Annotated in this window: 27 protein-coding genes; 13 read left to right on the plus strand and 14 right to left on the minus strand. The window is 33.9% G+C overall.

Annotated features, from left to right (window positions below; genetic code table 11):
• Positions 1-5: 5 nt before the first annotated feature.
• Both B3C18_RS06215 and B3C18_RS06220 read right to left on the minus strand, forming a co-directional pair.
• Positions 6-731 (minus strand): phosphatase PAP2 family protein, encoded by a 726-nt coding sequence (locus B3C18_RS06215; protein ID WP_291144034.1) that lies wholly within the window; start codon positions 729-731, stop codon positions 6-8.
• Between the two features lie 283 nt (positions 732-1,014).
• Entirely contained in the window at positions 1,015-3,954 is a 2,940-nt protein-coding gene (locus B3C18_RS06220) for an Ig-like domain-containing protein (protein WP_291144037.1), read from the minus strand.
• 351 nt (positions 3,955-4,305) lie between these two features.
• On the opposite strand from B3C18_RS06220, the gene B3C18_RS06225 reads away from it, so the two are divergent.
• On the plus strand, positions 4,306-4,869 hold the full coding sequence (locus tag B3C18_RS06225; protein ID WP_291144041.1) for a GNAT family N-acetyltransferase: 564 nt from the start codon (positions 4,306-4,308) through the stop codon (positions 4,867-4,869).
• Between the two features lie 18 nt (positions 4,870-4,887).
• Here B3C18_RS06225 and B3C18_RS06230 read toward each other — a convergent pair whose 3' ends face one another.
• The 5 genes from B3C18_RS06230 to B3C18_RS06250 all read right to left on the minus strand — a co-directional run bounded on the left by B3C18_RS06230 (position 4,888) and on the right by B3C18_RS06250 (position 7,900).
• Positions 4,888-5,382: a GNAT family N-acetyltransferase gene (locus B3C18_RS06230; protein WP_291144044.1), complete on the minus strand. Its 495-nt coding sequence runs from the start codon at positions 5,380-5,382 to the stop codon at positions 4,888-4,890.
• A 100-nt stretch (positions 5,383-5,482) separates the two neighbouring features.
• Positions 5,483-5,935, minus strand: a complete 453-nt coding sequence (locus B3C18_RS06235) for a hypothetical protein (protein ID WP_053470390.1) — start codon at positions 5,933-5,935, stop codon at positions 5,483-5,485.
• Between the two features lie 108 nt (positions 5,936-6,043).
• Positions 6,044-6,754 (minus strand): hypothetical protein, encoded by a 711-nt coding sequence (locus B3C18_RS06240; protein WP_291144049.1) that lies wholly within the window; start codon positions 6,752-6,754, stop codon positions 6,044-6,046.
• 225 nt (positions 6,755-6,979) lie between these two features.
• On the minus strand, positions 6,980-7,174 hold the full coding sequence (locus B3C18_RS06245) for a hypothetical protein (protein ID WP_180857841.1): 195 nt from the start codon (positions 7,172-7,174) through the stop codon (positions 6,980-6,982).
• A gap of 72 nt (positions 7,175-7,246) precedes the next feature.
• Complete coding sequence (locus tag B3C18_RS06250; RefSeq protein ID WP_291144055.1) at positions 7,247-7,900, minus strand: GNAT family N-acetyltransferase; 654 nt, start codon at positions 7,898-7,900, stop codon at positions 7,247-7,249.
• Between the two features lie 315 nt (positions 7,901-8,215).
• Here B3C18_RS06250 and B3C18_RS06255 point away from each other — a divergent pair, with 315 nt between their 5' ends.
• Positions 8,216-10,207, plus strand: coding sequence for an ATP-binding protein (locus B3C18_RS06255; protein WP_291144058.1), 1,992 nt, complete (start codon positions 8,216-8,218; stop codon positions 10,205-10,207).
• Positions 10,208-10,257: 50 nt separating this feature from the next.
• On the opposite strand, the gene B3C18_RS06260 is transcribed toward B3C18_RS06255, so the two are convergent.
• Positions 10,258-11,070, minus strand: a complete 813-nt coding sequence (locus B3C18_RS06260) for an oxidoreductase (protein WP_291144060.1) — start codon at positions 11,068-11,070, stop codon at positions 10,258-10,260.
• Positions 11,071-11,292: 222 nt separating this feature from the next.
• Between B3C18_RS06260 and B3C18_RS06265 the strand changes: the two genes are divergently transcribed.
• The 6 genes from B3C18_RS06265 (at position 11,293) to B3C18_RS06290 (ending at position 15,781) form a co-directional block, all read left to right on the plus strand.
• Entirely contained in the window at positions 11,293-11,754 is a 462-nt protein-coding gene (locus tag B3C18_RS06265; protein ID WP_291144062.1) for a VOC family protein, read from the plus strand.
• Positions 11,755-11,848: 94 nt separating this feature from the next.
• Positions 11,849-12,427: a Crp/Fnr family transcriptional regulator gene (locus B3C18_RS06270; RefSeq protein WP_291144065.1), complete on the plus strand. Its 579-nt coding sequence runs from the start codon at positions 11,849-11,851 to the stop codon at positions 12,425-12,427.
• 130 nt (positions 12,428-12,557) lie between these two features.
• Positions 12,558-13,415 carry an SDR family oxidoreductase gene (locus B3C18_RS06275; RefSeq protein WP_291144068.1) on the plus strand — a complete coding sequence of 286 codons (858 nt, stop codon included), beginning with the start codon at positions 12,558-12,560 and terminating at the stop codon, positions 13,413-13,415.
• Between the two features lie 62 nt (positions 13,416-13,477).
• On the plus strand, positions 13,478-14,113 hold the full coding sequence (locus B3C18_RS06280) for a nitroreductase family protein (protein WP_291144071.1): 636 nt from the start codon (positions 13,478-13,480) through the stop codon (positions 14,111-14,113).
• A gap of 8 nt (positions 14,114-14,121) precedes the next feature.
• On the plus strand, positions 14,122-15,108 hold the full coding sequence (locus tag B3C18_RS06285) for a VOC family protein (RefSeq protein ID WP_291144074.1): 987 nt from the start codon (positions 14,122-14,124) through the stop codon (positions 15,106-15,108).
• A 94-nt stretch (positions 15,109-15,202) separates the two neighbouring features.
• The gene (locus B3C18_RS06290) at positions 15,203-15,781 is read left to right on the plus strand and encodes a Crp/Fnr family transcriptional regulator (protein WP_291144077.1); all 579 of its coding nucleotides are present in this window, start codon (positions 15,203-15,205) and stop codon (positions 15,779-15,781) included.
• Between the two features lie 250 nt (positions 15,782-16,031).
• Here the strand turns inward: B3C18_RS06290 and B3C18_RS06295 are convergent, their stop codons facing one another.
• The 3 genes from B3C18_RS06295 to B3C18_RS06305 all read right to left on the minus strand — a co-directional run bounded on the left by B3C18_RS06295 (position 16,032) and on the right by B3C18_RS06305 (position 19,022).
• Positions 16,032-16,529, minus strand: a complete 498-nt coding sequence (locus tag B3C18_RS06295) for a DinB family protein (RefSeq protein WP_291144081.1) — start codon at positions 16,527-16,529, stop codon at positions 16,032-16,034.
• A gap of 207 nt (positions 16,530-16,736) precedes the next feature.
• Positions 16,737-17,315 (minus strand): Crp/Fnr family transcriptional regulator, encoded by a 579-nt coding sequence (locus B3C18_RS06300; protein WP_291144085.1) that lies wholly within the window; start codon positions 17,313-17,315, stop codon positions 16,737-16,739.
• 72 nt (positions 17,316-17,387) lie between these two features.
• Positions 17,388-19,022 carry an NADP-dependent glyceraldehyde-3-phosphate dehydrogenase gene (locus B3C18_RS06305; protein ID WP_291144088.1) on the minus strand — a complete coding sequence of 545 codons (1,635 nt, stop codon included), beginning with the start codon at positions 19,020-19,022 and terminating at the stop codon, positions 17,388-17,390.
• A 355-nt stretch (positions 19,023-19,377) separates the two neighbouring features.
• On the opposite strand from B3C18_RS06305, the gene B3C18_RS06310 reads away from it, so the two are divergent.
• From B3C18_RS06310 to B3C18_RS06330, 5 genes are all read left to right on the plus strand, one after another.
• Positions 19,378-20,808, plus strand: coding sequence for an FAD-dependent oxidoreductase (locus B3C18_RS06310; protein WP_291144091.1), 1,431 nt, complete (start codon positions 19,378-19,380; stop codon positions 20,806-20,808).
• 110 nt (positions 20,809-20,918) lie between these two features.
• Positions 20,919-21,698, plus strand: a complete 780-nt coding sequence (locus B3C18_RS06315; RefSeq protein WP_291144094.1) for a hypothetical protein — start codon at positions 20,919-20,921, stop codon at positions 21,696-21,698.
• Between the two features lie 131 nt (positions 21,699-21,829).
• The gene (locus B3C18_RS06320) at positions 21,830-22,924 is read left to right on the plus strand and encodes an acyltransferase family protein (RefSeq protein WP_291144098.1); all 1,095 of its coding nucleotides are present in this window, start codon (positions 21,830-21,832) and stop codon (positions 22,922-22,924) included.
• Positions 22,925-22,963: 39 nt separating this feature from the next.
• Positions 22,964-23,614: a hypothetical protein gene (locus B3C18_RS06325; RefSeq protein ID WP_291144102.1), complete on the plus strand. Its 651-nt coding sequence runs from the start codon at positions 22,964-22,966 to the stop codon at positions 23,612-23,614.
• Between the two features lie 42 nt (positions 23,615-23,656).
• Positions 23,657-24,493 carry a hypothetical protein gene (locus B3C18_RS06330; RefSeq protein WP_291144105.1) on the plus strand — a complete coding sequence of 279 codons (837 nt, stop codon included), beginning with the start codon at positions 23,657-23,659 and terminating at the stop codon, positions 24,491-24,493.
• A gap of 8 nt (positions 24,494-24,501) precedes the next feature.
• Here the strand turns inward: B3C18_RS06330 and B3C18_RS06335 are convergent, their stop codons facing one another.
• From B3C18_RS06335 to B3C18_RS06345, 3 genes are all read right to left on the minus strand, one after another.
• A complete protein-coding gene (locus B3C18_RS06335; protein ID WP_291144109.1) occupies positions 24,502-25,017 on the minus strand; it encodes a hypothetical protein in 516 nt (171 codons plus the stop codon).
• A gap of 84 nt (positions 25,018-25,101) precedes the next feature.
• Positions 25,102-25,404: a hypothetical protein gene (locus B3C18_RS06340; protein WP_291144112.1), complete on the minus strand. Its 303-nt coding sequence runs from the start codon at positions 25,402-25,404 to the stop codon at positions 25,102-25,104.
• 62 nt (positions 25,405-25,466) lie between these two features.
• Positions 25,467-26,099: a hypothetical protein gene (locus tag B3C18_RS06345; protein WP_291144115.1), complete on the minus strand. Its 633-nt coding sequence runs from the start codon at positions 26,097-26,099 to the stop codon at positions 25,467-25,469.
• Positions 26,100-26,140: the final 41 nt, after the last annotated feature.

Here is a 26,140-nt window from a genome sequence, read left to right on the forward strand (position 1 = left end):
CAGATTTAAAATTGTCTCACAAAGCTGCAGCCCAATTCTTTTCCGTTATAAAAAGGCATAATCATTGAGGTAGTTTTGTTTTCTTTTGAAGATTTAAAAACTTTATTCTGCAAATACGGATACATCCAATATGCCGCTTTTGTACTTAAAATTCCAATTCCTGCGCCTGCAACAACATCTGTAAGCCAGTGTCTGTCATTGTACATTCTAAAAAGTCCCGTTCCTGTCGCCACTGCATATCCTGCAATTCCATACCAAATCGATTGATCTTTATATTCCTGATACATAAATTCTGCTCCTGCAAAAGCGGTGGCAGTATGTCCTGAAGGAAAAGAATTGTTAGAAGATCCGTCCGGTCTTTCTACTTTGGTAATATTTTTTAAAGCAAATACCGAAGCACTCATCATCAAATAAGAACTTGCTAAAATAATAGAACGGTCTTTCAAATTATTTTTTCCTTTTACACCAAAAGCATTTAAGCCGTATACAGAAGCCGCAGGCGCCCATTGCGAGAAATCATCAATAGAGATTTTATGATCAATATCTTCATTTACTTCTTCCTTAATTTGTGCATTATAAGTTTTAAGCTGGTCACTTTCTAAACCAATAAAACCATACCCAAGAAGAACGCTGGGAATGATCAATTGTTTGTAGTTAAACTTTAAATTGTGTACAGTATCTTGTACTGCAATTGTATCACTTACTGTGTTTTGGGCACAAATAGAAGTCATACCAAAAATAAATAAGAGGAACGTTTTTCGCATTTTAAATGAAAATTAGAAATTAATAATTACGCTTGGTGATTAAAATAAACGTAGTTTTTCCTCATAGAAAACAATTAAATTATTAGGCAAAGTTGAACACCAATTTTGAAGAAATTCTGTATTTTGAAAGTAATGGAGAAAATATTTAGAGAAAACAAAAAACGACCAGATATAAAACATATCTGATCGTTTTTAAAGAGGAATAATTTGAACTGTAAAAGTTGAAACCTTTACATAAAACTCTAATTTATTATTTAATAATCAACTTTTTAGAAACATTAAAAGCATTAGAATTAATCGTAACAACATAAATTCCAGAAGCTAAATGATGATTGATTTTTGCAGAAGAATTGATTTTGTTTACCAAAACTTTTCTTCCGTTGATATCCGTAACCGTTACTGTTGCCGAATCACCCGCTTCTAATTCCGGTAAAACAACATTAAACTCATTATTAATCGACGGATTTGGATAAATACTAACTACAGAATTTTCAACTGTTACTGCTGCTTCAACATTCGCTTTTTTTAATGTAGAAGTAGATTGAAACTGCCATTGTGCACTTTCCCAATTGTTTTGACCTCCGTTATATTGAGCAGAACCGTTTAGGTTTTCAATATGAATCATAGCTCCTGTCTGCCATCTGTTTTTAATTCTCACGTAAGTTCCATCCACATTTTCGCTTGACCATTGCGCACTCCACCAGCCAGTTGATCCTGCCGTACATTGTACTGCCCCTGTTAAGTTTTCAATATTCATTATATCTCCCGTACCTACATTTTTTAGGATATAAAAAGTAGCATCAACCGCAACTTTTTCCCATTTGTAATTGTTGTTGGCAACCGTTGCTCCATATCCAACATTTGCTCCGGCATCATATAAATAGTTTCCAGTCCATCTGTTTTTAATCGTGAAATAATTTCCTGTTGCAGCATTAACCGTAATCGCTGCTGTACTTGTTTTATTTCCGTCTACAGTGGTTACTGTAATGGTAGCTGTACCAGCAGCAACTGCTGTAACTAAACCTGAACCATTTACAGTTGCAACACCCGTATTATTAGAACTATACGTTACGTTTTTATTTGTTGCATTTGATGGTAAAACTGTTGGCGTTAATTGCTGTGTTCCGCCTACAGATAATGTTGCCGATGTTGGACTCAAACTCACACTTGTAACTGCTACATTTGATGAATTTACAGTAATTACAGCTGTTGCCGTTTTATTTCCATCCTGAGTTGTTACCGTAATCGTTGCCGTTCCCGAAGCAACCGCCGTAACTAAACCTGAACCATTTACCGTTGCAACGCCTGTATTATTAGAACTATACGTTACATTTTTGTTTGTAGCATTTGCAGGAGCAACAGTTGGTGTTAATTGCTGTGTTGCGCCAACGCTTAAAGTCGCCGTTGTTGGCGAAATGGTAACGCCCGTAACCGGAACATTTACAGTAGAACAGTTGCTGCTTTGTGTCCATGAAAATGAACCAATGGCACTGATTTCTTCATTTGCAGCAGCATTTCCGCCTCTGTTAGAATAATTCATGTTGCAATAGGTACCATTTCCACTAGGCGAACCTGCAATAAGTACAAAGTAACCTCTGCCCCAATTTCTATTTAAGGCATTGTTGTTTGGAAATTCTTTACCTGTTCCGTTAACGGTAATGTCTTTAAATGAAAGATTGTAAATTCCATCACCCGATCTTTTGCTGATAGAAATCGCATCATTTCTTGAATCATTAATATCGATATTATAAAGCTGTACATTTTTAACCTGAGATCCGGCATTTGTGGCACTAAAAATATCTACAGCCGCTACAGGATTATTGTATGTATCATTAAAAGTTCCGCAGGTTGATACCGTAATATCGTGAATTTCGTGCATTCCATCATTGTTAAATGGCGCTCCCGGAAAATTATTACTCATCCTGATACCTGCTTCAAGATTATCTTTAATAATCAAATTGTAGCCTTTGTTGTTTTTTCCACCATAAATAGCAAGACCACAAGCACGCCAGCAGTTTTCTGAAGTATTATATCTAAAGGTATTGTTGATACATTCCAATCCGTCAGCAGACCAAATTGCCTGATCGTCATCACCATTGTTTCTAAAATTACAATGTTCTACAACAGAATTGGCAGTTCCTTTACAAAGATTAATTCCATCCGCATAATTGTTTCTAAAACGACAATGAGATAATGTAAATCCGTCAGCAATTGCAGGACCTCCCGTATTGTATTGTGCAATCCAGGCACCGCATTCAAAATGTTCTGCCCAAATATTTTTTACAATTGAACCGCTTGTAAAAACGCCATTTATCCCTTTATAAGAATTACTTCTCGAAGCTGAATTTGTCGTTAAATAAAGATCGGTAAATGAAATATTACTGGCATTAGCACGCAATCCTCCGTTTAAACTGCTCGTGTTGGTAAAATTAATTTGAGTATACCACATTCCGGCTCCAATTAAGGAAGTATTTGCCGAACCAAAATACAATTCTCTGTTTACGTTATAAACACCAGTTGGAACGAAGATTTTTTTACCGCCGTTTGCGTCGATAAAAGTTTGAAGATCACTTCCGTTTCCACTATACGTTACAGCACCTGACGGAGCCGTTACCGCCGTTGGAATTGGTTCCATTTCTGCAAAATCCAAATGAATGTTTCCTGATTCTCTCACAATTTTTAAAGTTCCCGAAACCGCAATTTTAGCGGGAAGTTTATAACGCACTTCATCAAAACGCATTCTTGGGTTTTGATTTGTGATTCCGTTATTATTCGGATTTCCGTTGCTCCACAAATACTCCCACGACCAGGTTGAAGTCAAAGTAAGCGTTGTAAGCTTTGTATTTCCGTTATAAACACCAACAGTACCCGATTGTCCGTCAGGAACGCTGTAACGAATTACAAGTCCGTCTGCGGCTTCTGTAAGTGTCCATTGCACGGTAGCGTTTGTAGCAGACAGATTCACACATTGCTGATCTGAAGCTTCTGATTGAAGATCAGACTGCACATATGATTTTGAAGTAGTTGCAGCACCATTTGACAATTGGCCTAAATTGGCTTCGTATCTTTTGTACGGCGCATCATAATAACCGCGCTGCGCATAAGAACTTGAAGTTAAGAGAACGAAAAAAATCCATAGTAAAATATGGCAGTCTCTTTTAAAAAAAATAGCATGTAATTTGTTTCTCATAAGTTTTGGTTTTTAAATAGTTAGTGCCTTAAAATAAGGGCATAACGAAACTATACTTAAAAAAGAAATTAAAGAAAAGGTTGACAAAAAATCAAGACTCATACAACGATTTCGTTTACATAAAAACTTAATAATCAATAACATATATTTTTTAAGGAAATAAAAAATCAAGAATAAATATAGATGCAAACTTGATAATTTAAGGCTCTGAAAATGAGAATATAAAAAAAATCGACCCTGTTTATAATCACATTCTCTTTTTGTAATTATTTTTTTTCCAATTTGTAAATTCAATGAAATTGGTCTACTTTCATTTAATCAAAATTCATCTTTAAAACTTTAGATAACTAAATGATCGAGAAACCTTTACATATAGAAACTCCGCAGCTTATTATTCGACATTTAACATTATCTGACTTATCAGACTTTATTATCTACCGTTCCAATCCAGAAGTCACAAAATATCAGGGTTTTGATGTTATGACAATGGAACAGGCAGAAGATTTTATTAAAGATAATTCAAGTAAACATTTTGGTAAAGCCGGAGAATGGGTTCAATACGGAATTGAAAATCGCATAACTGGAAAACTTATTGGTGACTGCGCCATTAAACTTGACGAATATGATCCAAGAATTGCCGAAATAGGAATCACCATTTCGCATCTGGAACAAAAAAAGGGTTATGCTAAAAAAGTTCTTCTCGCAATTTTAGCATTTTTGTTTCATGAAATAAAAATACACCGCGTAGTCGAAATCGTTGATGCAGAAAATATTGCTTCAATTAATCTGCTAAAGAGCATTGGCTTTAGACAAGAAGGACATTTTATTGAAAACATATTCTTTAAAGGAAAATGGGGAAGCGAATTTCAATATGCAATGCTAAAAAAAGAATGGGACGAGCTAAAAGAAATTTAAAAACTTGCGAATCATGAATTATAAATCCTCATTTGCTGGGCTTATATCACATCGCATAGTTGTCAATATTGATTTGAAACCTGCTTTTTCATAAGCTTTCACTGCGGCTTCGTTGTCATGATACACTTCTAATCTAACCTCGGTTATTCCCTGAGATAAAACCCATTTTTTAAGATCATTAAGCAAGAGATTATTAAGACCGTTTCCTCTAAAATCAGGATCTACAAACATAAAACCAAGGTAGCCGAATAATTCATGTTTTTGATATGGTTTTGCTGAACGAATTTGAGCATATCCGCATCCTATAAGCTCATTGTTGTATTCCATAACCAGAACCTCAGTTTTATTATCTAAAATAAGTTCCTGTATACTATAATAAAAAATTTCTCCTTCTTTTAATGTGGGATCAAACGGACGCTCTGCCTCTACTAAAAACTGCAGAAATGTTTCAAGTTTAGGCAAATCAGCATTTACAGCGCGTCTAATAACTATGTCTTTTATATTTAGATTCATATTTCAAATATATAGAAAATTAATTCTAGCTGTAAAATAAAAAAACTCCAAAATCAAATGACTTTGGAGTTTTTTAAGTTTTTTCAAACTTGTATGTTTATTACATTTCGTTCAAGTCGTTGAATTCGTGTAAAGATTTTAATGTGTTTTCGTAGAATAAAATTGCTGCGATAAGGTTTCCTTTATCAGAGTAAGGCATCATTTTTCTTTGAAATTCTACTGTCGTATCTAAGAAAGTAGAAGTACCAATTGCTTGGTTATCTAAGATTTTTTTGTGGTCTCCATCGTCTGGAATACCTAAATCTGCCATAGTAACTCCTGGTTTTGTAACCAATGCGATGTAAGGAAGAGTTTTCACTAATACTTTAATACGCTCGATGTACAATTCTAAAAGTTCACCTTTTTGCATACCGCTCAATTCTTTTTGATCGTGGTATTTACGAATTAAGGCTGTTGTACTGATGATACTTCTTGGGGCATTTTTTGCTTGTGCCATGATAGCGCCAGTCGTCAAGAAGAAAAGGGCACATAATAGTATAATTTTGCTCTTCATTTTGTAGATGTAAATTAGTTGTTGGTTGTGACAAAAATATATAAATTAACTTAAATCACAACTTATTTCATTTCTTTTTTTTAGAAAACTTTAACAATGAGTGTTATATCATTCAATTTCGTCGTCGTAACTCAGCGTATCTTTAGGAATTTCGGCGATTTGATGGCTGTTTCTTATATCGTCCGGCGACTTAATAATTCTAAATCTTCCCGGATATTTGATCCAAATACTCTTTTTATTGCCGTAATAATCCATAAATTCTTCGCAAACAAACACGGCATGCGCGTTTGACCAAGCCACAACTCCGCAAAATTCATTTCCGGATTGTCGCTTTAATTTTTGAATTTGTTTGCCTTTTTCAAATCCCAGATACTTATAAATAGTTGGTGTATATACTTCCCCATCTTCTAAATCTTCTAAAGCTTTATCAAAAGTGGCATCTTTATCAATAATCTGTTTGTATTTTGCCATTACTGCGTAAGCCAGTATTGCATAATCTGTAATAGCTTCGGCCTCACAATTATCTTTAATAAGAACAAACCCGGCAGAAAATCTGGCTTTATCGAGTTCAGCACTTTTTAGATTAAAGGAAGCATTATTCTTTAGTATAATTTTTTGCTCGTTGTCGCTTATTTTTTGAGTTACAAAAAGATTGTCTACCCCGTAAATATTTAAAGCGGCTTTGATTAAAGCAATCGATGAGCAGTTGGTACGTTCTCCTTGTTTAAAGCTTTCCCATATTTGATCTGAGCTCAATTGAGAGTAACAATTTGAATAACCGAATATTAAAAATAAAAATATTGAGGTAACGGATTTCATTGTCTTTGGCTTTTATAATTGTTTCCAAAAACTAATTTTTGGAAATTATAGATTTGCAAATCTATAAAAATCAACCCATAGTTTTTTTTACTTCGCAAAATTTATTAACAATTATAAACTACTCTCTAGCTGAATACTTAGCAAAGTATTGTCGTTATTGTTTTCAACAACTATAATTAATTCAAAATAAAAACGTCTCAAACAGAAATTTGAGACGTTTTAAAATTATTTTTTTTCTTCGTTATTCAACTTATCGTCAAAATCAGGTTCTTTACCTTTAAATTTATGAGTATCAACATCATATTTTTCATCGTTTGTTAAAACTTCATCATGATCTTTATATTGATGTTTTCTCATGTCACTTCGATTATCAGAACCACTCTTTGGAGTGTTATTCGGATTTGGATTTTTTGTGTTCATAACTCTAAGTTTTAAATTTAATTAAAATTACTTAAACTCAAAATCAAACACTTATATAATCATTTTTAAAAGTTACAGGATATTATGTTTCTTCGGATCATACAACATTGCCGTACATAAACAGTTTTTTCTTTCCTTATTCAGTAATATGGAACAATTGACGCAGGATTTACAGTTTTCCCAAAAAATCTCATCAGTCGTTAATTCGGAATAAGTAACAGGTTCAAAACCAATTTCATGGTTCATTTTCATTACTGCCGAACCTGTAGTAAGGCTGAATATTTTGGCTTCGGGATATTTTTGACGACTTAATTCAAAAATTTTTCTTTTAATGTTTTTGGCAAGTCCGGTATGTCTGAATTCGGGAGCCACTATTAATCCGGAATTTGAAACAAACCGACCATTATCCCAGGAAGAAATAAAAGAAAAGCCTGCCCATCTTCCGTCTAATGCAAAAGCAATAACAGCCTCACCTTTTTCTATTTTTTCTTTAAGAAGTTCCGGCGACCGTCCGGAAATACCGGTTCCCCGCGCTATAGCAGATGATAATGTCATGTCACAAATTTCCTGTACCCAGAAAATATGGTCAGAATTAGCAGTTTCAACCCAAAATTCAATTGGATCTTCAGGGTTTTGATTGTGGCAAAATAAGTTGGTTTTATCTAAAATGGAGGCAGACAGAAAATCTTTGTCTGAAAAATCTACGGGCGGTTCTTGGGTTTTCATATTTGATTTATCGCATTTTAATTTAGTAATAAAGCGTAATTCTATAATTCAAACACGTCTTCCAAATTAGAGACCAATTGTAGTATTACAATTCAAAACCAAACATTATTATCTGTTTATAAGCATCTTACATTAAAAACACAAAATAGTGCCGTTTATAAAATACTTCTCAAAATGATACGTTTTTATCATTTTGATTGAATAGCATCCATAAACATCATAATTTATTTTTCTACCTGATACAGATAGATTTAAGAACAAGCTGACGAGTTTTATTTAATATTATTCTATTTTTGCATTTTACTTTTCATTAGAATGAGCAATCCCCAACAACCTCTACCACACAACGAAACAGAACGTTTAGCAGCATTAAAACGTTATAATATACTAGATTCACTTCCTGAGCATATCTTTGACGATGCTACTAAATTGGTCTCTTATATATGTGCCGTGCCTATTGCGCACATATCTTTTATAGATGAAAGCAGACAATGGTTTAAATCTGAAATTGGAATTGGAGTTTCTGAAGTTCCTCGTGAAATTAGTTTCTGTCGTTATACCATTTTGGATTCAGAAATGGTTGAAATTGGAGATACTCATTTAAACGAAAGATTTAAAAATGATCCTAATGTAGTTGATGGTTTTAAAGTTAGATTCTATGCCGGAATTCCGCTTACAACTCCCGATGGTTATAACATTGGAACGATTTGCGCGATCGATCATATTTCGAAGGAACTGAATGAAAATCAAAAAAATGCGCTTTCGATTGTAGCAAAGCATATTATCAATCAACTCGAATTACGAACAAAAAATACAGAACTGGCAGCGCAGAAAAAAATTGCACAGCGTGCTGTTCTTGCAAAAGATAGTTTTCTGGCCAATATGAGCCATGAAATCAGAACGCCTTTAAATGCTATTATTGGTTTTACTGATCTTCTTGCTGAGACAAGGCTCGATACCATTCAACGCGATTATATCAATAGCGTACAAATTGCAGAAGAAAACCTGCTTTTAATTGTGAATGATATTCTGGATTTATCTAAAATCGAATCTGGAAATTTGACTATCGATGCACATCCATTCAATTTAAAAAATACCCTTAAACATATCTATGATTTATTAAAGGTAAAAGTTCCTGCCAATGTGGAATTTAATCTTTTTCTGGATGCCGATATGCCGGAAATGGTTATTGGCGATCAGGGAAGACTGAATCAAATACTGGTGAATCTTGCCGGAAATTCTCTAAAATTTACTGAAGAAGGCGAAGTAACTGTTTCTGTAAAAAAGACTGCTGAAACAGCTGATAATTATTCGCTTAGATTCTCTGTTAAAGATACCGGAATTGGAATACCCGAAAAGAAGCTTAAAACTATTTTTGAACGTTTTACACAAGCTGAAGAAAGTACAACACGAAAATTTGGAGGTACGGGACTTGGGCTTAATATTGTAAAGCAATTAATTGAATTACAGCATTCTGAAATTCAGGTAAAAAGCAAATTGGGTCATGGTTCAGAATTTTTCTTCACACTTACTTATAAAAAAGCTGATGATGTTGAAGAAATAAAAACAACTTTACCCGTACATAATCCGGATAAATATAAAATATTGCTTTGTGAGGATAATGTTTTAAACCAAAAATTGGTAAAAAGCGTTATTTACAACTTTGGTTATGAAGTAGATATTGCCGAAAATGGTGAAGCAGGAATCCAATTATTATCAAAAAATAAATATGATTTAATTCTAATGGATCTTCAGATGCCTGTTAAAGACGGGTATCAAACTACGCAGTACATTAGAAATGAAATGAAGCTGAATATTCCTATTATAGCCATGACCGCGCATTCTTTGGTTGGAGAACAAGAACGTTGTTATAAAGAAGGAATGAACAGTTATGTACCAAAACCGTTTAAACAGGCCGTACTTTTAGATGCCATAAAAACGGTAATGAATAAAGATATTCCGCTTACTCAAAAACGAAATATCGATTTGTCTTTTATAGATGAAGTTTCCTGCGGAGATCCTGACTTTAGAAAAGATATGATCTATTTGTTTTTAGAAAAAATTCCGAATGAAGTAATGCAATTGGAAGATGCCATTCATAAAAATGATGTTGATACTGCAAAAAAACTTTCGCATACTATGAAATCCAGTTTGGATATTTTTATGCTGAAGGATCTTAGCAATTATGTCTCTATTATTGAAAAAGAAGCCAATCTGGGGGAATTTAGTACCGAAACGGTTGGCAAAATAAATACTTTACGCACTGAAATTACTGAAGTTATTGCGATTTTAAAAGATATTAAATAGACAATTAACAATTGATAATTATCAATTATCAATTGTTAATTGTTAACTATCTATTTCATCGCACTCATAGTTACTTTGTCAAACATTTTATCAGACAATATTTTTCGCATAAAAAGAGCTGGTCCAGCCAGATAACCTCCATGATAACGTGTTTTTGGTTTATTTGCTTTTAAGGCTTTCAAAATTAATTCTGCAATAAGTATTGGTCCCGGATTCTTTTTTTCAATATTCGCAAAAGTCTTCATCAATTTATTGACCGTTGTTCCGTAAGCACCGTGACCGGAAGTTTTAACCATACTGTCAAATGCAATTCCCGACCATTCAGATTTTATTCCGCCTGGTTCAATTACAATAACATCTATCCCGAATGGTTTAACTTCATTACGCAGACTATCGCTCAAACCTTCAATTGCAAATTTACTGGCATGGTACCAGCCGCCAAAAGGACTCGCAATCTTGCCGCCAATAGACGATATATTGACAATTTTTCCCCACTTATTTTCTCTCATATACGGAAGACACAATTGAATTAATCTCGCTGCACCAAATACATTTACTTCCAGCTGATATTTTGCCGTTTCCATCGAAACATCTTCAATTGCGCCATAAGATCCAAAACCAGCGTTATTGATCAAAACATCTATTCTTCCTTCATTCGTAATAATGGTATTGATACCGTTTAGCATCGAAGTATCATTTGTAACGTCCATTTCAATACATTTTATACCTAGCTGAACCAGATCTTTCATTTTATCTACTCGTCTGGCAGCTCCATATACGATATAATTATTGGCTGCTAAATGTTTTGCTGTTTCTTTACCAATACCTGCAGATGCACCTGTAACTAATACTACTCTTTGCATAATTCTTTTTATTAAGTGGTTGATTTATAAAGGCAAAATTAAATCTATTTGTAATTAGTCACTTTAGTCAAAAGCTCAGTTTACTTTGTTTAAAAGATCAAATATTCTTGATCTACATCAATACATTTCCTATCAAATGTCAATGTTTTAAAATAAGATTTGTTTGAAATTTGTATCATAAAATACATTACTTCAAATACAAATTTTTAAAATCCTTTAAACATGGAAAATACAACTGCAAATAAATCAGGACTTGCCTCCTTTTCTCTTTACAATATTGCTTTTACGGTTTCAAATATCGAGCAGTCCATTAAATGGTATTCAGATATATTTGATTTCAAATTAGTCAGCCGTACTACATTTGCAATTCCGTCTGGATCTGCGGAAGCGGCTATTTTAAAAGCTGGCGGAATGCGCATCGAACTTTTAAATATCCCCAATCCCGAAAGAATCGAAGCTTTATTTGCCGATGCTCCGCTCCACTTAATTCCGCTTGGTAATAAATCAATTGTTTTGCAAGTTGAAGATCTGGCTGTCGCAACAAAAGAACTTGAAGAAAAAGGGGTCAATTTTGTATGGAAAGAACAATATCTGGCAGGAGATAAAATGTTATGTACCATGATTACAGATGTTGATGGAAATAAAATAAACATTTTCCAAACCAATACAATTATCGGAAACTAAACCTGATAACATCATAATTAAAGGCCGGAATTAATCTCTAATTCCGGCCTTTTTATTTCATTTAAGCCGTTTATAAATACTATATCTTTGTAATATGTTTAGTGTATTTAAAAAATATATCGAAAGTAAAGCTGTTCTGTCTGATGACGAATGGGCGTTTATAGAATCTGTCAGCAACGTTAAAAAATTCCGTAAACATCAGCTGGTATTAAAAGAAGGCGATGTTTGGAATTTTCACGCTTTTATTTGCGACGGCTGCGTCAGACGTTATTCTGTAGACGCTGATAACGTTGAACATACAATTCAGTTTTCAATCGAAAATTGGTGGACAGGCGATCGCGAAAGTTTATTAAACGAAACACCTTCTAAACTAAATATCGAAGCCATCGAAAACACAACAGTTCTTTTAATACATAAAGACTACTTCGATAAAATCTGCGAAAAAATCCCAACCTTCAGTTCGATCATCAGCAGCATACTTCAAAAAAGTATGAATACCATGCAAAAAAGAATTCAGGCCGATATTAGCTATACTGCCGAAGAAAAATACCTTCATTTTCTTGAATTTTATCCACAGCTTGCCAATCGTGTTCCGAGGCATATGTTAGCCTCCTATTTAGGCGTTACTCCCGAAACTCTAAGCAGAATAAGGAAATTAGCTTATAAAAAATAAAATAATACGTCCCGTTCTTCCATTCTCTTGATAAATGTCAAGATTTTTTGTAATAAACATCAATGACTTAACGAGTGTTCCTGACGCAACTTTGTACTATAAATATTTCACTAATTAAAATAGATACAAAATGTCAAAAACAATTTTTATTACAGGAACAAGTACAGGATTTGGTAAATTAACTGCAATCACGCTTTCAAATGCTGGTCATACCGTTATTGCAGGTATGCGTGGAACAAACGGTAAAAACGAAGCCGTTGCAAAAGAATTGGCTGCTTTGCCAAATGTTGAAGTAGTTGATATTGATGTTACAAACGATGAGTCGGTAACAAAAGCATTCGAACAAACTTTAACCAAACATGGCAAAATCGACGTACTTATAAACAATGCCGGAGTTGCCGGATATGGTGTTTGGGAATCTTGGACTTTAGACCAGATCAGAAACATGTTCGAAGTTAACTTCTACGGTGTTATTCGTACGTATCAAGCCGTTTTACCAAGCATGCGTAAAGCTAAAAACGGTTTAATTATCAACCTTACTTCTGGCGCAAGCGGACACACTTTACCTTTTATGGGACCTTATTTAGCTTCTAAATTTGGTGTAGAAAGTATTACAGAAGGAATTCAGGATGAATTAAGCGAATTCGGAATTGAAAACGTAAGTATTCAGCCGGGCGTTTATCCAACAGAAATGAACAACGGTCAAAAATCAGGACTTCAGGCTGATAAAGCAGATATTATTGCCGAATACGGTGAAGAAACTGCAACTAAATTCAACGCTCTTGGCGGCGCATTTTATGGAAAAATGGCACAATACGATATGAACCCTCAAACTATTGCTGATGGAATCTTGTCTCTTGTAAACATGGAAAAAGGTACACGCCCTTTACGTTTACCACTTGACGCTATCGCTCAGGGAACAGATCAGGAATTTATTACTGCAAGAGCTGAGATTAAAGCGAAATGGCTTTCTGCTTACAGCAACTAATTCAACTAAATAAGGCTTTGCAAAACTCGTAAAGTCTTATTAACTCTTCAAAATAAACTACTATGAAATCTATTATAGAAGCACTAAACTGGCGTTATGCAGCAAAAAAAATGACTGGCCAAAAAGTTCCTGATGAAATTGTGGAACGCATTATTGAAGCCGCTCATCTTGCGCCTTCGGGAATTGGTTTACAGCCTTATGAAATCATCGCGATCAGCAATCCCGAACTTAAACAGCAAATTCTGCCTATCGCCATGAATCAGCCGCAAGCTGTTGAATCATCACATTTATTGGTATTTGCAGCTTGGGATAATTATACGCCGGAAAGAATTGATCGTGTTTTTAAACATCTTAACGAACAAAGAAATCATGAAGAAACCGTAACCGAACGTCAAAAGAATTTCGCCATCAGTTATTTTGGAAATTTCACTAAAGAAGAAAATTTCCATCACGCCGCAAAACAGGCAAATATTGCACTTGGGCTTTCTGTAGCTGCAGCCGCACTCGAAAAAATTGATGCAACACCAATGGAAGGTTTCAATCCTGCACAATTAGATCAATTATTAGGATTGCCCGAAAAAGGATTGAGAAGTTCCATGCTTTTGGCTTTAGGCTACAGAGACGAAACCAACGATTATAATTTAAAAGTAAAAAAGGTTAGAAAACCAATTTCAGAATTTCTAACAGAAATAAAATGATAAAACAAATGAAAACAATTTATAAAACAATCTATATGTTAACGCTTACCACTATATTTTCGCAAAACACATCTGCTCAAACTCCTGTAGTTAAAGGCATTGAACACATTGGAATTACGGTTCCTGACATGAAAACGGCTTTGCCCTTTTTTAAAGATATTTTAGGATTCACGCCTGTAACAGAAATTGGCCCTTTTGAGCTTGACGATGTATGGAGAGAAAAATACAAAATTCACTCTGGTGCTCAGGTTGAAAAAATCGTATCGCTAAGAGCCGGCGACGGAGCTAATATTGAATTATTTGAATACAAATCACCAAAAGGAAATAAAGAAGTGCCTTACGGAGATGATTTGGGCTGGAATCATACTGCTTTTTATACTGATGATATTAATAACAGCGTAAAATATCTTAAATCAAAAGGGATAACCGTTTTGAGTGATCCTAATGTAAGTACTGCGGGGCCAACTGCGGGCGAATCCTGGGTTTATTTTTTAGCGCCTTGGGGAGCGCAGTTTGAGCTGGTTTCGTATCCTAACGGAAAAGCGTATGAAAAAGAAAATCCGCAGACTAAATTATGGTCGCCTAAATTGGCTGGAGAATCTTTTGCAATTACCAGCGCAACAAAAGTTATGGCAACAATTGAAGTAGAAAAATTGCTTCAATTACATTTGGCAACTTGGGGCGAAAAAAATGTAGAGAAAAGAACCAAAAACTTCAAACTGATTTATACCGAAGATGTGAATATTGTAGATCCGTTTTTTATTTTAAACGGAACTGCTAACCTGAATCCGTTTATTGATGATCTTCAGAAAAAACATCCGGGATTTAAATTCTCTTTGGCAAAACCAATTGAAACACATAATAATATTGCACGCCTTTTTTGGCAGTTTGGCCCTGAAAGTAAACCCGATACCATTACTGGTCAGGATGTTTTTGCGATAGAAAACAACAAAATCAAATCGCTTTACATTTTTATTGACGGATTAAAAAAATAAATTCCCGAGTTCTTTTAACTTCAAAATCCCGCTTTATGGCGGGATTTTTTTATTATATAAATCAAAATCGATAATTTTACCCAAACTCATTTTTATGTCTCAGGATTTTCTCGATTATTTAAAAACGAAACTTCAAATTTCTGAATCTGAATTTGAATTAATACAAGAAACTCTTATTCATAAAAATATTAAGCGAAGAAAATTTCTGCTGCAGGAAGGTGAAATTTGGCGTTATTATGCTTTTGTTTTAAAAGGACTTTTACGCACGTATAGTGTAGATGATCGCGGCGTTGAACATATTATTGATTTTTCTTTAGAAAATTCCTGGACGGGCGATATGGAAAGTTATTCTTCTGAAACACCTTCAAATCTAAATATAGATGCTCTCGAAGATTCTGAAGTGATATTGATTTCGAAAGTAAATTTTGAAAAACTTTTAACCGAAATTCCAGATCTTTCAAAATTCATGAAAAAGCTGTTTGAGATTAGTTTTATAGAATCTCAAAATCGGGTTTTGTCGAATATCAGTTTAACATCGGAACAAAAATATACCAATTTCCTTCATAAATTTCAGAATGTACATTCCAGATTTCCACAGCATATGATTGCTTCTTATTTGGGAATTTCTGCAGAAACATTAAGTCGAATTAGAAATCAAACTGCCAAAAAATAATTATTTTAAACACATAGGAACATAGCTTTTCTGTGGGTTAAAAAGGCGTTTCACTTGCATTAATTCACATATTTGTACGCGTAGAGCTTTGTCAAAGTTTAAAACTTTGACAAAGCTGCGTCATCGAAAAACACACAAAGCTATGTGTTAAAATCTAGATTTTTTTTAATCTTCTTAATAAATCATTTTAAATCTATGCCTTTATGTGTTTAATAAAATTTTTATACCTAAAACACAATTGACATAAATATTATAATAACAAAACCAATTGCCCTAAATGATAATTTTGATGATTGGTTCTGCTAATCAAAACATTAAGTTTATTTCTAGTTGGGTCTTTCTTAAAATCATCTTCGCTTACAGAAGCGTGTTTTTCAAGCCATTGTTCTGGTGACATATTTTCGATATGTTCTAACATCACAGCATTTATCTTTTCCCAGTTTTGTTTTAAAACTTCAAAATCAGGAAAAATTTTACCCGATTTATCCGGAGCAGAAACAAAAATAGGATCGAGTTCAGGATATCTTTTTTTATCAAAACCCAATAACTCAATCATGGTATCGGTTGTAGAAATAAGATGCCCCAAAAGATAAATTCCACGGTTTCTTTCGGGAGAAATTTCTTTATAGATTTCTTCTTCAGAAAGTTTGATAATTAAATTGTGTAATCTTCTGTTAGATAAAAGCCACGCTTCTATATAAAGTTTAGTAGTTAGCAAGAGCGCTTCATCGCTTTTAAAATGTGACATAATACAATGGTTTAATTATTATAAATGTTACAAAGTTCTTGTTTCTAACTTTGAAAAACATTGATATATAATATCAAACAAATTGACTTTAATCAAGGTTTTTAGCGCATGTTTATTTAAAATAAAAAAAGGGCAGAAAACACCTGTTTCCTACCCTTTTCATATTCAGTATTAACAATTAATAATTAACCATTAACAATTATCAATTCATTTTTTCAAAGTCTGCTTTCGAATCCTGCTTAAAGTTTCAGGCGTAATTCCCAAATAAGAAGCTACCATATGCTGCGGAACTCTCAAGGCTATATGAGCCTGTTTTTCCATAAAGTTTTTATACTTTTCTTCGGCAGAATGGCTGATACTGCTGTTAATTCGGTTTTGACTTGCGACAAAACTTCTTTCAATAATCAAGTTTACCAAATCCTGAAATTGAGGAATACTTTTGGTAAGCATTGCAAAATTATCTTTGCTTATTAATAATACTTCGCTGTCTTCAATGGCATCAATATTAAAACGTGAAGGCGTTCCGTTCAAAAGACTTTCTCTGTCTCCTATCCACCAATTTTCAATAGCAAAATTAATAATGTGTTCGTTTGATTTGTCATTTACACTATACGTTCGCAAACAGCCTCTTGTGATAAAAGCATTAAAACGCCAGATATCGCCTTCCTGCAACAAATATTGATTTTTTCTAAGTTTACGTACAACAGTAACTTCCCGAATCATTTCTAATTCTTCATCACTTAATTGTATCTGATTCAGTAAATATTTGGCAAAAACTTCAAACATATCTTGGGTATAAAAACTTTAAAAAGCTATTTCTTCTAGCCTAACAAAGATAATACAATTGCTCGCTTTCTATTAAAATATATAATCTGTACTCAAGAAATTAGAATCGTGATCTCTTACAATTGAGTTAAACAATTTCTTATTGGCATCTGTAGCTTTAGTGGCAACAAGCGAACGAATTGAAAAAGAACGTAATGCATCAGAAATGGATAAAGTTCCCTCTGCGCTGTCTTTTCTTCCGGTAAACGGAAAAACGTCCGGCCCGCGCTGCGATTGGCAGTTGATATTTACACGGCTTACTAAATTCACAAACGGATCAATTAAACTTGCCACTTCTCTCGGATCTTCGCTAAAAATACTCACCTGCATTCCGTGCGACGCGTTGATTTGGTAATTAATTGGTTCATCGATAGAATCAAAAGGAACAATCGGAATAATTGGCCCAAATTGCTCTTCGTGATACAATTTCATTTTATCGTTTACCGGATAAACTACAGATGGAAATACAAATGAATTATTGGTATATCCTCCGTTTTCATTTATAATTTTTGCTCCATTTGCCAACGCATCATCTAAACAATTTTTAAGATAAGCTGGTTTATCAACTTCCGGAAGCGGTGTAATTTTCACATCTTTATCCCACGGAAGTCCCGGTTTTAAGGCTGCGACAGCTTCGCTCAATTTTTGAACAAATTCATCGGCAACATCTTTCTGCACAAAAATTAATTTTAATGCCGTACAGCGTTGTCCGTTAAAAGATAATGCGCCGAGTAAACATTCATTTACAGCAACATTTATATCGGCATGTTTCGTTACAATCGCAGCATTTTTAGCATCAAGACTTAAAATAGAGCGCAGTCTGTTGGCTTTTGGATGCAGTTTCTTTAATCCATTTGCAACATTACTTGAACCGATAAAAGCCAATACATTTACTTTTCCGCTTTCCATTAATGGAGAAATAATCTCTGCACCGCGTCCGTAAAGCGTATTTACCGTTCCCGGAGGAAATGCTTCTTTAAAGGCATTCAATAAAGGATAATGTGCTAAAACGCCATGTTTAGGTAATTTAAACAAAATGGTATTTCCCATTATTAAGGCCGGAATCAGTGTGGTGAAAATTTCATTTAAAGGATAATTAAATGGTCCCATACTCAAAACAACACCCAAAGAAGATCTTCTGACTTGTGCCAAAACGCCTTCTGCTTCTTCAAATCGCGAAGATTGTCTGTCCAGATCTTTTAAGGCATCAATTGTAGCGTTGATATATTCTACCGTTCTGTCAAACTCTTTAGTTGAATCCGGAAGGCTTTTTCCAATTTCCCACATTAAAAGTTTGATAACCAATTCACGCTGCTGAATCATTAAGTACACAAATTTCTGCATGCATTTAATTCTGTCTTCAACGCTCATTGTTGGCCATACGCCTTGTCCGTCATCGTAGGCTGCAACGGCTGCGTCTAATGATTCTAATGCTTCTTTGGCAGAAGTATGCGGAATTGTTCCAACGAGTTTGCGTTTAAGTCCGTCTGTTCCATTCACAAAAACGGGAGAAAAAACTTTGGTAACGTCTCCGTTCCATGGAACTAATTTACCGTTTAAGAGATATTCTCTTTGATGAATTTCTGAAATCTGATATTCTTGGGGGATTAGATTTTCTTCTGTAAAAAGGCCGTCAATAGCCGTTAAGGATGCTTTTAAATTTTCCATATACAAATGTTTAATTGGGAATTAATTTTAATAAAATTCGTTTTTGGTTTTTTAATTTATTTCCTTAACAAATTAAGGAATGTTAAGCAGAACTATGTTAAAATTCTGTTATCAGTTTCAATTCATAAGCAATCAATATACCTTTTTTGTAAAACCAAAGAATACAACATATTACAGCAATAGAAAAAATCTTATTTATTTTATTTCGCTAATTTGATATTGAAAATTATTGATATTTAAAAAATAGAACAACGATTAGCCTTCAGTAAAAAATTGAATTTGTGTATATTCTAATTTCGCTCTAAATTTGCCCATTCTAAATTTGGTACAAAGATTTAGTTTTAAACAAACGAATATGTGGACTACTTGCCCGGAATGTCAGGGACGCGGTAAAAAAAGTCGAAGGCTTAGCAAAAAAGTACGGCTTAATTACCAAATGGCATTCGAAGAATTTGAAAAAACACAAGGCAATGGAACTCCTCCTGTTCGTCCTAAGGCTAACTTATACAAATGTTTGAACTGCAACGGATCTGGATTAATTGAATCTGCCAGTTTTCCCGAACCAGATACAGAAAATTACCCTCACGTTGCTATTATTGGTGCCGGAATTGGCGGAACTGCACTTGCTGTTGCCTGTTTGCACCGAGGAATTCCTTTTACTATTTATGAGCGCGATGACAACTTCTCTGCCCGATCTCAGGGTTACGGACTTACTTTGCAGCAAGCCAGTAAAGCGATCGAAGGTTTAGGTATTTTTTCCTTAAAAGACGGCGTAGTTTCTACACGACATTTAGTGCATACTCCCGAAGGAAAAGTGGTTGGCGAATGGGGAATTAGAAAATGGCTGCAGACTGATGCTAAAGTAGCTGTAAAACGTTCTAATGTGCATATCGCAAGGCAATCGCTTCGTTTAGAATTACTAGAACAACTTGGCGGACATGATGTTATAAAATGGGGACATCAATTAGTTGATTTTAAAGAATGTGAAGATGAAAGTCTCGACATAAACTTTCTGGTAAATGGTGAAATAAAAAGCACCAAAGCTGATCTTATTGTGGGTGCCGATGGTATTCGCAGTTCGGTTCGAAAGCTTTTAATTGGGGACGATATTACACCTTTACGTTATTTGGACTGTATTGTAATATTAGGCATTTGTCCGTTAAGTGCACTTGAAGGTGTTGATAGTTCTTTACTGGATTCGGCAACGGTATTTCAAACTGCAAATGGCAATGAGCGAATCTATATCATGCCTTACACTTCAGATTCTGTGATGTGGCAATTGAGTTTTCCAATGTCTGAAGATGAAGCAAAATCTTTAAGTGTTTTAGGGCCTTCAGCTTTAAAAGAAGAAGCCTTTCGCAGAACACAATGGCACGATCCAATTCCGCAGATTTTAGAGGCAACTTTAGCCGCTCAGATTTCGGGATATCCTGTTTATGATCGTCAATTACTCGATTCTGATTTATTAGATAAAAGTGGTTCATCAACCTTAATTGGAGATGCAGCGCACCCAATGAGTCCGTTTAAAGGTCAAGGTGCCAATCAAGCTTTACTGGATGCATTATCGCTAGCAAGAGCAATCGCAAAAGGATGCAAGCCTTTATCGCAATGGAGAGAATCCGGAATCAGGAAAAGTGTATTAACAGAGTTTGAAGCAGAAATGCTGGAACGCAGCGCAAACAAAGTAAGAGATTCTGCAGATGCTGCCCAATTTTTACATTCGGATATTGTCCTTCATGAAGGTGATGAACCGAGAGGGCGATGTTTGAAGAAAAAAGAAGCCTAGCAAATTATAACTTATTGCCTCATAATTAATTCCTACATTTTTTTGTTATATTTGAGAGTCTTTTTCTGTTAATTCAGTCGTTTCATTATTTCTAAAAAACAACTAATCGTATGGATACAGGTATTCTCTATCAAACTGAAGCGTGGGTAATTGCGCTATTGCTTTTTGTATTAATGCTTATTTCAAGTTTTATTGGAAAAGTAGCCGGAAATCATATTCGGAAGAAAAATCCTGAAGAAGAAAAAACGACAGAAACATCTTCACTTATTGCCTTGCTTTTTTTCTTACTGGCTTTTACCTTTAGCATGAGCAGTGACCGTTATGATTCCCGAAGAAAAATTGTGGTTGAGGAATCCAATATTATTGGTACTGCAATATTGAGAAGTGATTTATATCCTGATTCAACGCGTGCATTGTTTCGAAAAGATTTTAAGGATTATGTAGAAACAAGAATTTCATATTACGAAGTGGGTCCCAATGTAAAAGGAATTTTAAAGGCAGATAGTTTATCTCAGGTTATTTCTTCGAAGTTATGGAAACGTGCAACCAAACTTTCTAAAGATCCGGCTAATCTCGCCGCAACACAGCAAATGATTCCTGCACTTAACGACTTGATTGATGTGACTACTTCCCGCCTGTCTGGAGAAAAAGCAAAAGTTCCCGAAAGCATTTTAGTGATGTTGTTTTTTCTGTCTATGATAATTGCGTTTTATTCTGGATATTCTGAAGGGCTTAAAGGCAAAATTGACTGGTTAGTTCAAATTGGTTTTTGTCTTTTAGTATCGTTGGTTATTTTATTTACACTCGATTTAGACAGACCCCGCAGAGGTTTTGTAAATCTTGATGTGCCCAATCAAACGATAATCGGTTTAAGGAATAATTTTAAGTAGTTTTTTCTAACAATTATCATCATTTTTTTGTCTTTTTCTGGCTATTTGGCAAGCTAATTTTATATATCTTGCCATGACAAATTATGTGCTTATCGACGCCTTTAGTTTAATATGACCGGATATACATTAAAATGAATACGAATACAATTACCGCATCAAACCTGCAAACGAAACAACATTTTGAAATTCTCGACGGACTAAGAGGCATCGCTGCCATTGCGGTTGTGATTTTTCATTTTATGGAATGGGTTTTTACAGATCCTACTCAAAATTTTATCGGACATGGATTTTTAGCGGTCGATTTTTTCTTCTGTCTTTCCGGATTTGTAATTGGATATGCTTATGACGATCGCATAGCAAAAATGGGACTTCGTAAGTTTTTCATTTCGAGAATTATCAGACTTCATCCGCTTGTTATTATAGGTTCTGTATTAGGTTTATTGGCCTTTTTGTTTGATCCTTTTGGCGGTCATCCAGAATTGTACAGTACAGGTAAAATTGTTCTAACTTTTATCTGTTCTTTATTTCTTATTCCGCTGCCTGTAATTGCTGATCGCGGTTTTAATTTGTTCAGTTTTAATGCTCCGGCCTGGTCTCTTTTTTGGGAATATATTGCGAATATTATTTATGCTTTTGTACTGTGTCGCATTAATCGATTTTACCTTCAAATTCTAACGATTCTTTCTGCTACAGCAATCTGTTATGTGGCTTATAATTCAGATAATTTATTGGGAGGCTGGAGCGGTCCAACATTTTGGGACGGCTGCGCCAGAATCTCATATTCTTTTTTAGCGGGTTTACTTATTTATCGCTGTAACTGGGTTATTAAAAACAAACTCGGGTTTATCAGCCTGACTGTATTTTTGCTTATGGCTTTTTTAATGCCGTCTTCAGAATGGAACTGGCTGTCTGAACCTTTGGTAGTGTTATTTTATTTCCCTTTGTTAATTGCTTTGGGTGCCGGCGCAGAGTTGACACCAAACCTTAAAAAAATCTGTGTATTTTCAGGAAAGATTTCTTATCCGTTGTACATGACGCATTATGCAGCTTTGTGGATGTTTGGTAATTATTATACTTCTTATAAACCAGATACTTTACATCTGACTATTATTACTATTTCAGGAACGATTTTGCTGGTTGCATTTGCGTATTTGGTAATGGTATTTTATGATATTCCGCTTCGAAAATATTTGAGTGAGAAATGGAATGGAAAAGCTGTTAAATAAGTTATTTTAAATATTATAACTCAATTCAAACACTCAAATATGTATAAAAATACCCTGTTTTGTTTCTTATCCATTCTACTGTTTTATGCCTGCAATAAAGTTGAAAAAAAGCCAATCAAAAAAACTGCAATTGTAAGTGATACTTTATCCAAAAAAGATACTTTAACCGTTGCACACCCGCCGGCAGAAGTATATTTTGATTATAGTAATACGGTAATCAAAGAAGAATTTAAAGATTCTTTGTCTGCAAAATTTTCAGATTTGTCAACTGAGGATAAATTTATTATTACTGTTCCAAAAGGAAATATTAATGAAACAACATCCGTATTTCAAATTTTTAACAGCATTGGTGAATTGATATATGAAAAATCTTTTAAAACAAGATACATAGCAAATGGTTATCATTTGATATATATTAAAAATGATGAAGAAATGGAAAAGTACATTTTAACTACAGCTAAAGAAATGGTTGATCCAAATTCTCTTACCGATATATCTGATAAAAATGAAATGGGAAAAGATGATATTTTTGGTCAGCCAAAAGATGAGTTTATGAACTACGATGTCTTTATAGAATGCCAAAATGATAAAAGACCTTTGTTCCCGATTTCACTTGCAGAAGAAGATATGACTTATATTGGATATTCTAAAAAACTGAAAAAAGCAGTTGATATTATAGGCTGCTGTTAATCATCTTTATAAAACATTTCAAGATCTATTTAAAAATATCCAATGCAAAAAATAACTTTTATACTTTTTATAATTTCATTTTCCATGTTCCTTTCTTGTCAGGAAAAAAAGAAAGAACACAAGAATATACCATTAAAAGAAATAGCAGAAGACAACTCAAAATTAGAATTAGAAATAAAAGAGGATAGTATTTATCCTGTTTATGATCTGGCAGATAACACTACAGCTATTGTTATCACCATGTTTGAATCTGATACAATATCCAAATACGAAGAAATCTACAGAAGAATAAATGAAACAGATTCTTTAGAGTCTGGTTTTTATGATCCTAAATCTGTAAAAAATATAAAACTTGAATTTTATGATACTTTAGGAATTGTAAAGCTTATTAAAAGTAAAAACTTAGAAAAGGAGATTAAAAAAATCATCCAACCTAAATATTATGTTTACGGAACTAAAGGATTTGCAGAAATGAAGGTTGATGAAGTAATCTGCAGAATTGATGATTGCAGAGAAAATTTCATTGGCTTGACCATCAAGAATTTTGATACCGCAAGAAATGGCAAACCAATTTTATGTTCTAAAAAGCCATTAAATCTAAATTACGGAACGGGCTATTTTCCCATTCAAAGAAAAATTCAAAAAATGGACGACAGCATCGTTTATAGATATAGTGATGAAGACAAGACCAAAGTAAAAGTGTTTGCTAATATTGGTCCTGCCTATTTTGTATATAATGATGATTTTTTGTGGGGAAAAACTACAGCTAAATCGAAAACCAAATTTCCTGAAAGAAGAATTCTTATTCAGCAAAAAAACGATAAATTTAAAACGATATATGTTGAAGGATTAGACTTGCATGGTTATCGCTGCGACTAAATCTAAAGTTACGGCAGCGATACATATTGTTTATATTCTATTTTATTATCGCTGTTTTTATAAAAAACATACGTGTCTTCACCGCCTTGATAAAACAGATTTATTTTTAATGTATCCTGCTCAACCCATGTGTAGGTAACGTCTGCATCTGGAGCTTTCCATTCCTTATTTTTCTGCGGTAATTTTTTCAATAAATTCTTTTGCTCGTAATCTGGTGACTCTTTGTAAAATATTTCATAAGCGCCGTCAAATGTAGTTTCATTGCATACACAGGTTTTATTTAAAGGATCGTCATATCTCGACATACCGTTGTCGTTTTGTTTGCATTTAAAAAGAAGTTCAGTAAGTTTTTCAGTCTCCTCAACCTCAATAATACTGCCAGTATCTTTCTCCTTTATTAAAAGATTTTCTGAATTCACCTTATTATCAATTTTTACATCTAAAGATTTATTCTCCTCATTTTGATGCTTGCAGCTTGTTAATGTTAGTACAGTTATTAGCAGAAATAGTGTTTTTTTAATCATTTTTGTTTTCAGTTTTATCTTCTAAAGTTACTTTTCCAAAATTTATTTTTTCCATCTCATACATAAAAGGCAGATGAGAAGAAGCTATCCATTCTCCGTTTCGAAAAATAAAAGATAAATGTCTTCTAATAGAACCTTCAGGGGTAAAATTTGAAGGTTATCTTTTTCATTAGGCTCGTAATCGAAATCAAAACAATTTTTACTGTTAAGATCAACAAGCATTCTTTCGTTTGTCAAATCTTCTGTTAAGGCTTTCTCTGGCATATATCCCATTCCATCCATTGTAGTTTTACTGTAGCCCACGCATTTTTCTAACGTCCAGGTAAAATCGACACGTCTTTTTTGCCTGTTTTTTCGGGAATTCTTATGGTGAATAATAGTATCCATTCCATTGGGAACGCAGGTGCAAAGTTTAATTTCTTTTCCGTTTTGACACATAGATTTTGATATTATTTTACCCTTTTAAACGTTTGATCAAATAAATCTGAATCAGCTTTGAGTACTAATTCGTCAGGATTCTTTATTTCGAGAATTAACGATGTCCAGATTTTCATTTCTCTTATCTCCCATTTTTTATTGCCTTTTTCCAAAGCTTCTTTGGTTGATGTAATAGGCGGCAGAACTGGATTTTCTAATACATCTGGTTCATTTAGCTCGATCTTTACCTTTAATGAATTATTTTCCCATGGTTCAACCTGAACATTTGCAACAAAAAAACCCAGATCATAGCATTCTCTGGCAGCATCAAATAAATCTGTATTACCGTAAAATAATCCGGTTAGTGTTTTCTCTACAACTTCTCTTTTTTCATTTTCTTCTTCCCATGCATAACCTTCAAAATCAGTAATGCTTTTAGTATCTGTTGTTTTCAAAACTAAAAGAAGGTTTTCCTCTGGATTATCTGGATTTTTAAATTCATATTCTCCTATAAAATCACTTAACTGATCATTATTAACAGATTGAACTTTATCTTCAACTACTTTTGGGGTTATTTCTTTTGTTTCTTTTATTTCTTTCTTTGGTTCTTTACAGGCACATAATGAAAGAAACAGAAAGCAAATCATTATTCTGGTGTTTATCATTCTTTATCCTTTTTTATCTCTAAAAGCTTCATATTTTAAAT

The organism is Flavobacterium sp. UBA7680 (assembly GCF_002482975.1).
Lineage (GTDB): Bacteria > Bacteroidota > Bacteroidia > Flavobacteriales > Flavobacteriaceae > Flavobacterium.

Coding starts and splice junctions, on each gene's coding strand:
- B3C18_RS06235 (WP_053470390.1), bottom strand. CDS start 5,935: ATGAAGAGCAAAATTATACTATTATGTGCCCTTTTCTTCTTGACGACT.
- B3C18_RS06315 (WP_291144094.1), top strand. CDS start 20,919: ATGGATACAGGTATTCTCTATCAAACTGAAGCGTGGGTAATTGCGCTA.
- B3C18_RS06325 (WP_291144102.1), top strand. CDS start 22,964: ATGTATAAAAATACCCTGTTTTGTTTCTTATCCATTCTACTGTTTTAT.
- B3C18_RS06275 (WP_291144068.1), top strand. CDS start 12,558: ATGTCAAAAACAATTTTTATTACAGGAACAAGTACAGGATTTGGTAAA.
- B3C18_RS06295 (WP_291144081.1), bottom strand. CDS start 16,529: ATGTCACATTTTAAAAGCGATGAAGCGCTCTTGCTAACTACTAAACTT.
- B3C18_RS06245 (WP_180857841.1), bottom strand. CDS start 7,174: ATGAACACAAAAAATCCAAATCCGAATAACACTCCAAAGAGTGGTTCT.
- B3C18_RS06270 (WP_291144065.1), top strand. CDS start 11,849: ATGTTTAGTGTATTTAAAAAATATATCGAAAGTAAAGCTGTTCTGTCT.
- B3C18_RS06320 (WP_291144098.1), top strand. CDS start 21,830: ATGAATACGAATACAATTACCGCATCAAACCTGCAAACGAAACAACAT.
- B3C18_RS06240 (WP_291144049.1), bottom strand. CDS start 6,754: ATGAAATCCGTTACCTCAATATTTTTATTTTTAATATTCGGTTATTCA.
- B3C18_RS06265 (WP_291144062.1), top strand. CDS start 11,293: ATGGAAAATACAACTGCAAATAAATCAGGACTTGCCTCCTTTTCTCTT.
- B3C18_RS06230 (WP_291144044.1), bottom strand. CDS start 5,382: ATGAATCTAAATATAAAAGACATAGTTATTAGACGCGCTGTAAATGCT.
- B3C18_RS06285 (WP_291144074.1), top strand. CDS start 14,122: ATGAAAACAATTTATAAAACAATCTATATGTTAACGCTTACCACTATA.
- B3C18_RS06255 (WP_291144058.1), top strand. CDS start 8,216: ATGAGCAATCCCCAACAACCTCTACCACACAACGAAACAGAACGTTTA.
- B3C18_RS06330 (WP_291144105.1), top strand. CDS start 23,657: ATGCAAAAAATAACTTTTATACTTTTTATAATTTCATTTTCCATGTTC.
- B3C18_RS06250 (WP_291144055.1), bottom strand. CDS start 7,900: ATGAAAACCCAAGAACCGCCCGTAGATTTTTCAGACAAAGATTTTCTG.
- B3C18_RS06345 (WP_291144115.1), bottom strand. CDS start 26,099: ATGATAAACACCAGAATAATGATTTGCTTTCTGTTTCTTTCATTATGT.
- B3C18_RS06305 (WP_291144088.1), bottom strand. CDS start 19,022: ATGGAAAATTTAAAAGCATCCTTAACGGCTATTGACGGCCTTTTTACA.
- B3C18_RS06225 (WP_291144041.1), top strand. CDS start 4,306: ATGATCGAGAAACCTTTACATATAGAAACTCCGCAGCTTATTATTCGA.
- B3C18_RS06260 (WP_291144060.1), bottom strand. CDS start 11,070: ATGCAAAGAGTAGTATTAGTTACAGGTGCATCTGCAGGTATTGGTAAA.
- B3C18_RS06280 (WP_291144071.1), top strand. CDS start 13,478: ATGAAATCTATTATAGAAGCACTAAACTGGCGTTATGCAGCAAAAAAA.
- B3C18_RS06310 (WP_291144091.1), top strand. CDS start 19,378: ATGTGGACTACTTGCCCGGAATGTCAGGGACGCGGTAAAAAAAGTCGA.
- B3C18_RS06340 (WP_291144112.1), bottom strand. CDS start 25,404: ATGGATACTATTATTCACCATAAGAATTCCCGAAAAAACAGGCAAAAA.
- B3C18_RS06220 (WP_291144037.1), bottom strand. CDS start 3,954: ATGAGAAACAAATTACATGCTATTTTTTTTAAAAGAGACTGCCATATT.
- B3C18_RS06335 (WP_291144109.1), bottom strand. CDS start 25,017: ATGATTAAAAAAACACTATTTCTGCTAATAACTGTACTAACATTAACA.
- B3C18_RS06300 (WP_291144085.1), bottom strand. CDS start 17,315: ATGTTTGAAGTTTTTGCCAAATATTTACTGAATCAGATACAATTAAGT.
- B3C18_RS06215 (WP_291144034.1), bottom strand. CDS start 731: ATGACTTCTATTTGTGCCCAAAACACAGTAAGTGATACAATTGCAGTA.
- B3C18_RS06290 (WP_291144077.1), top strand. CDS start 15,203: ATGTCTCAGGATTTTCTCGATTATTTAAAAACGAAACTTCAAATTTCT.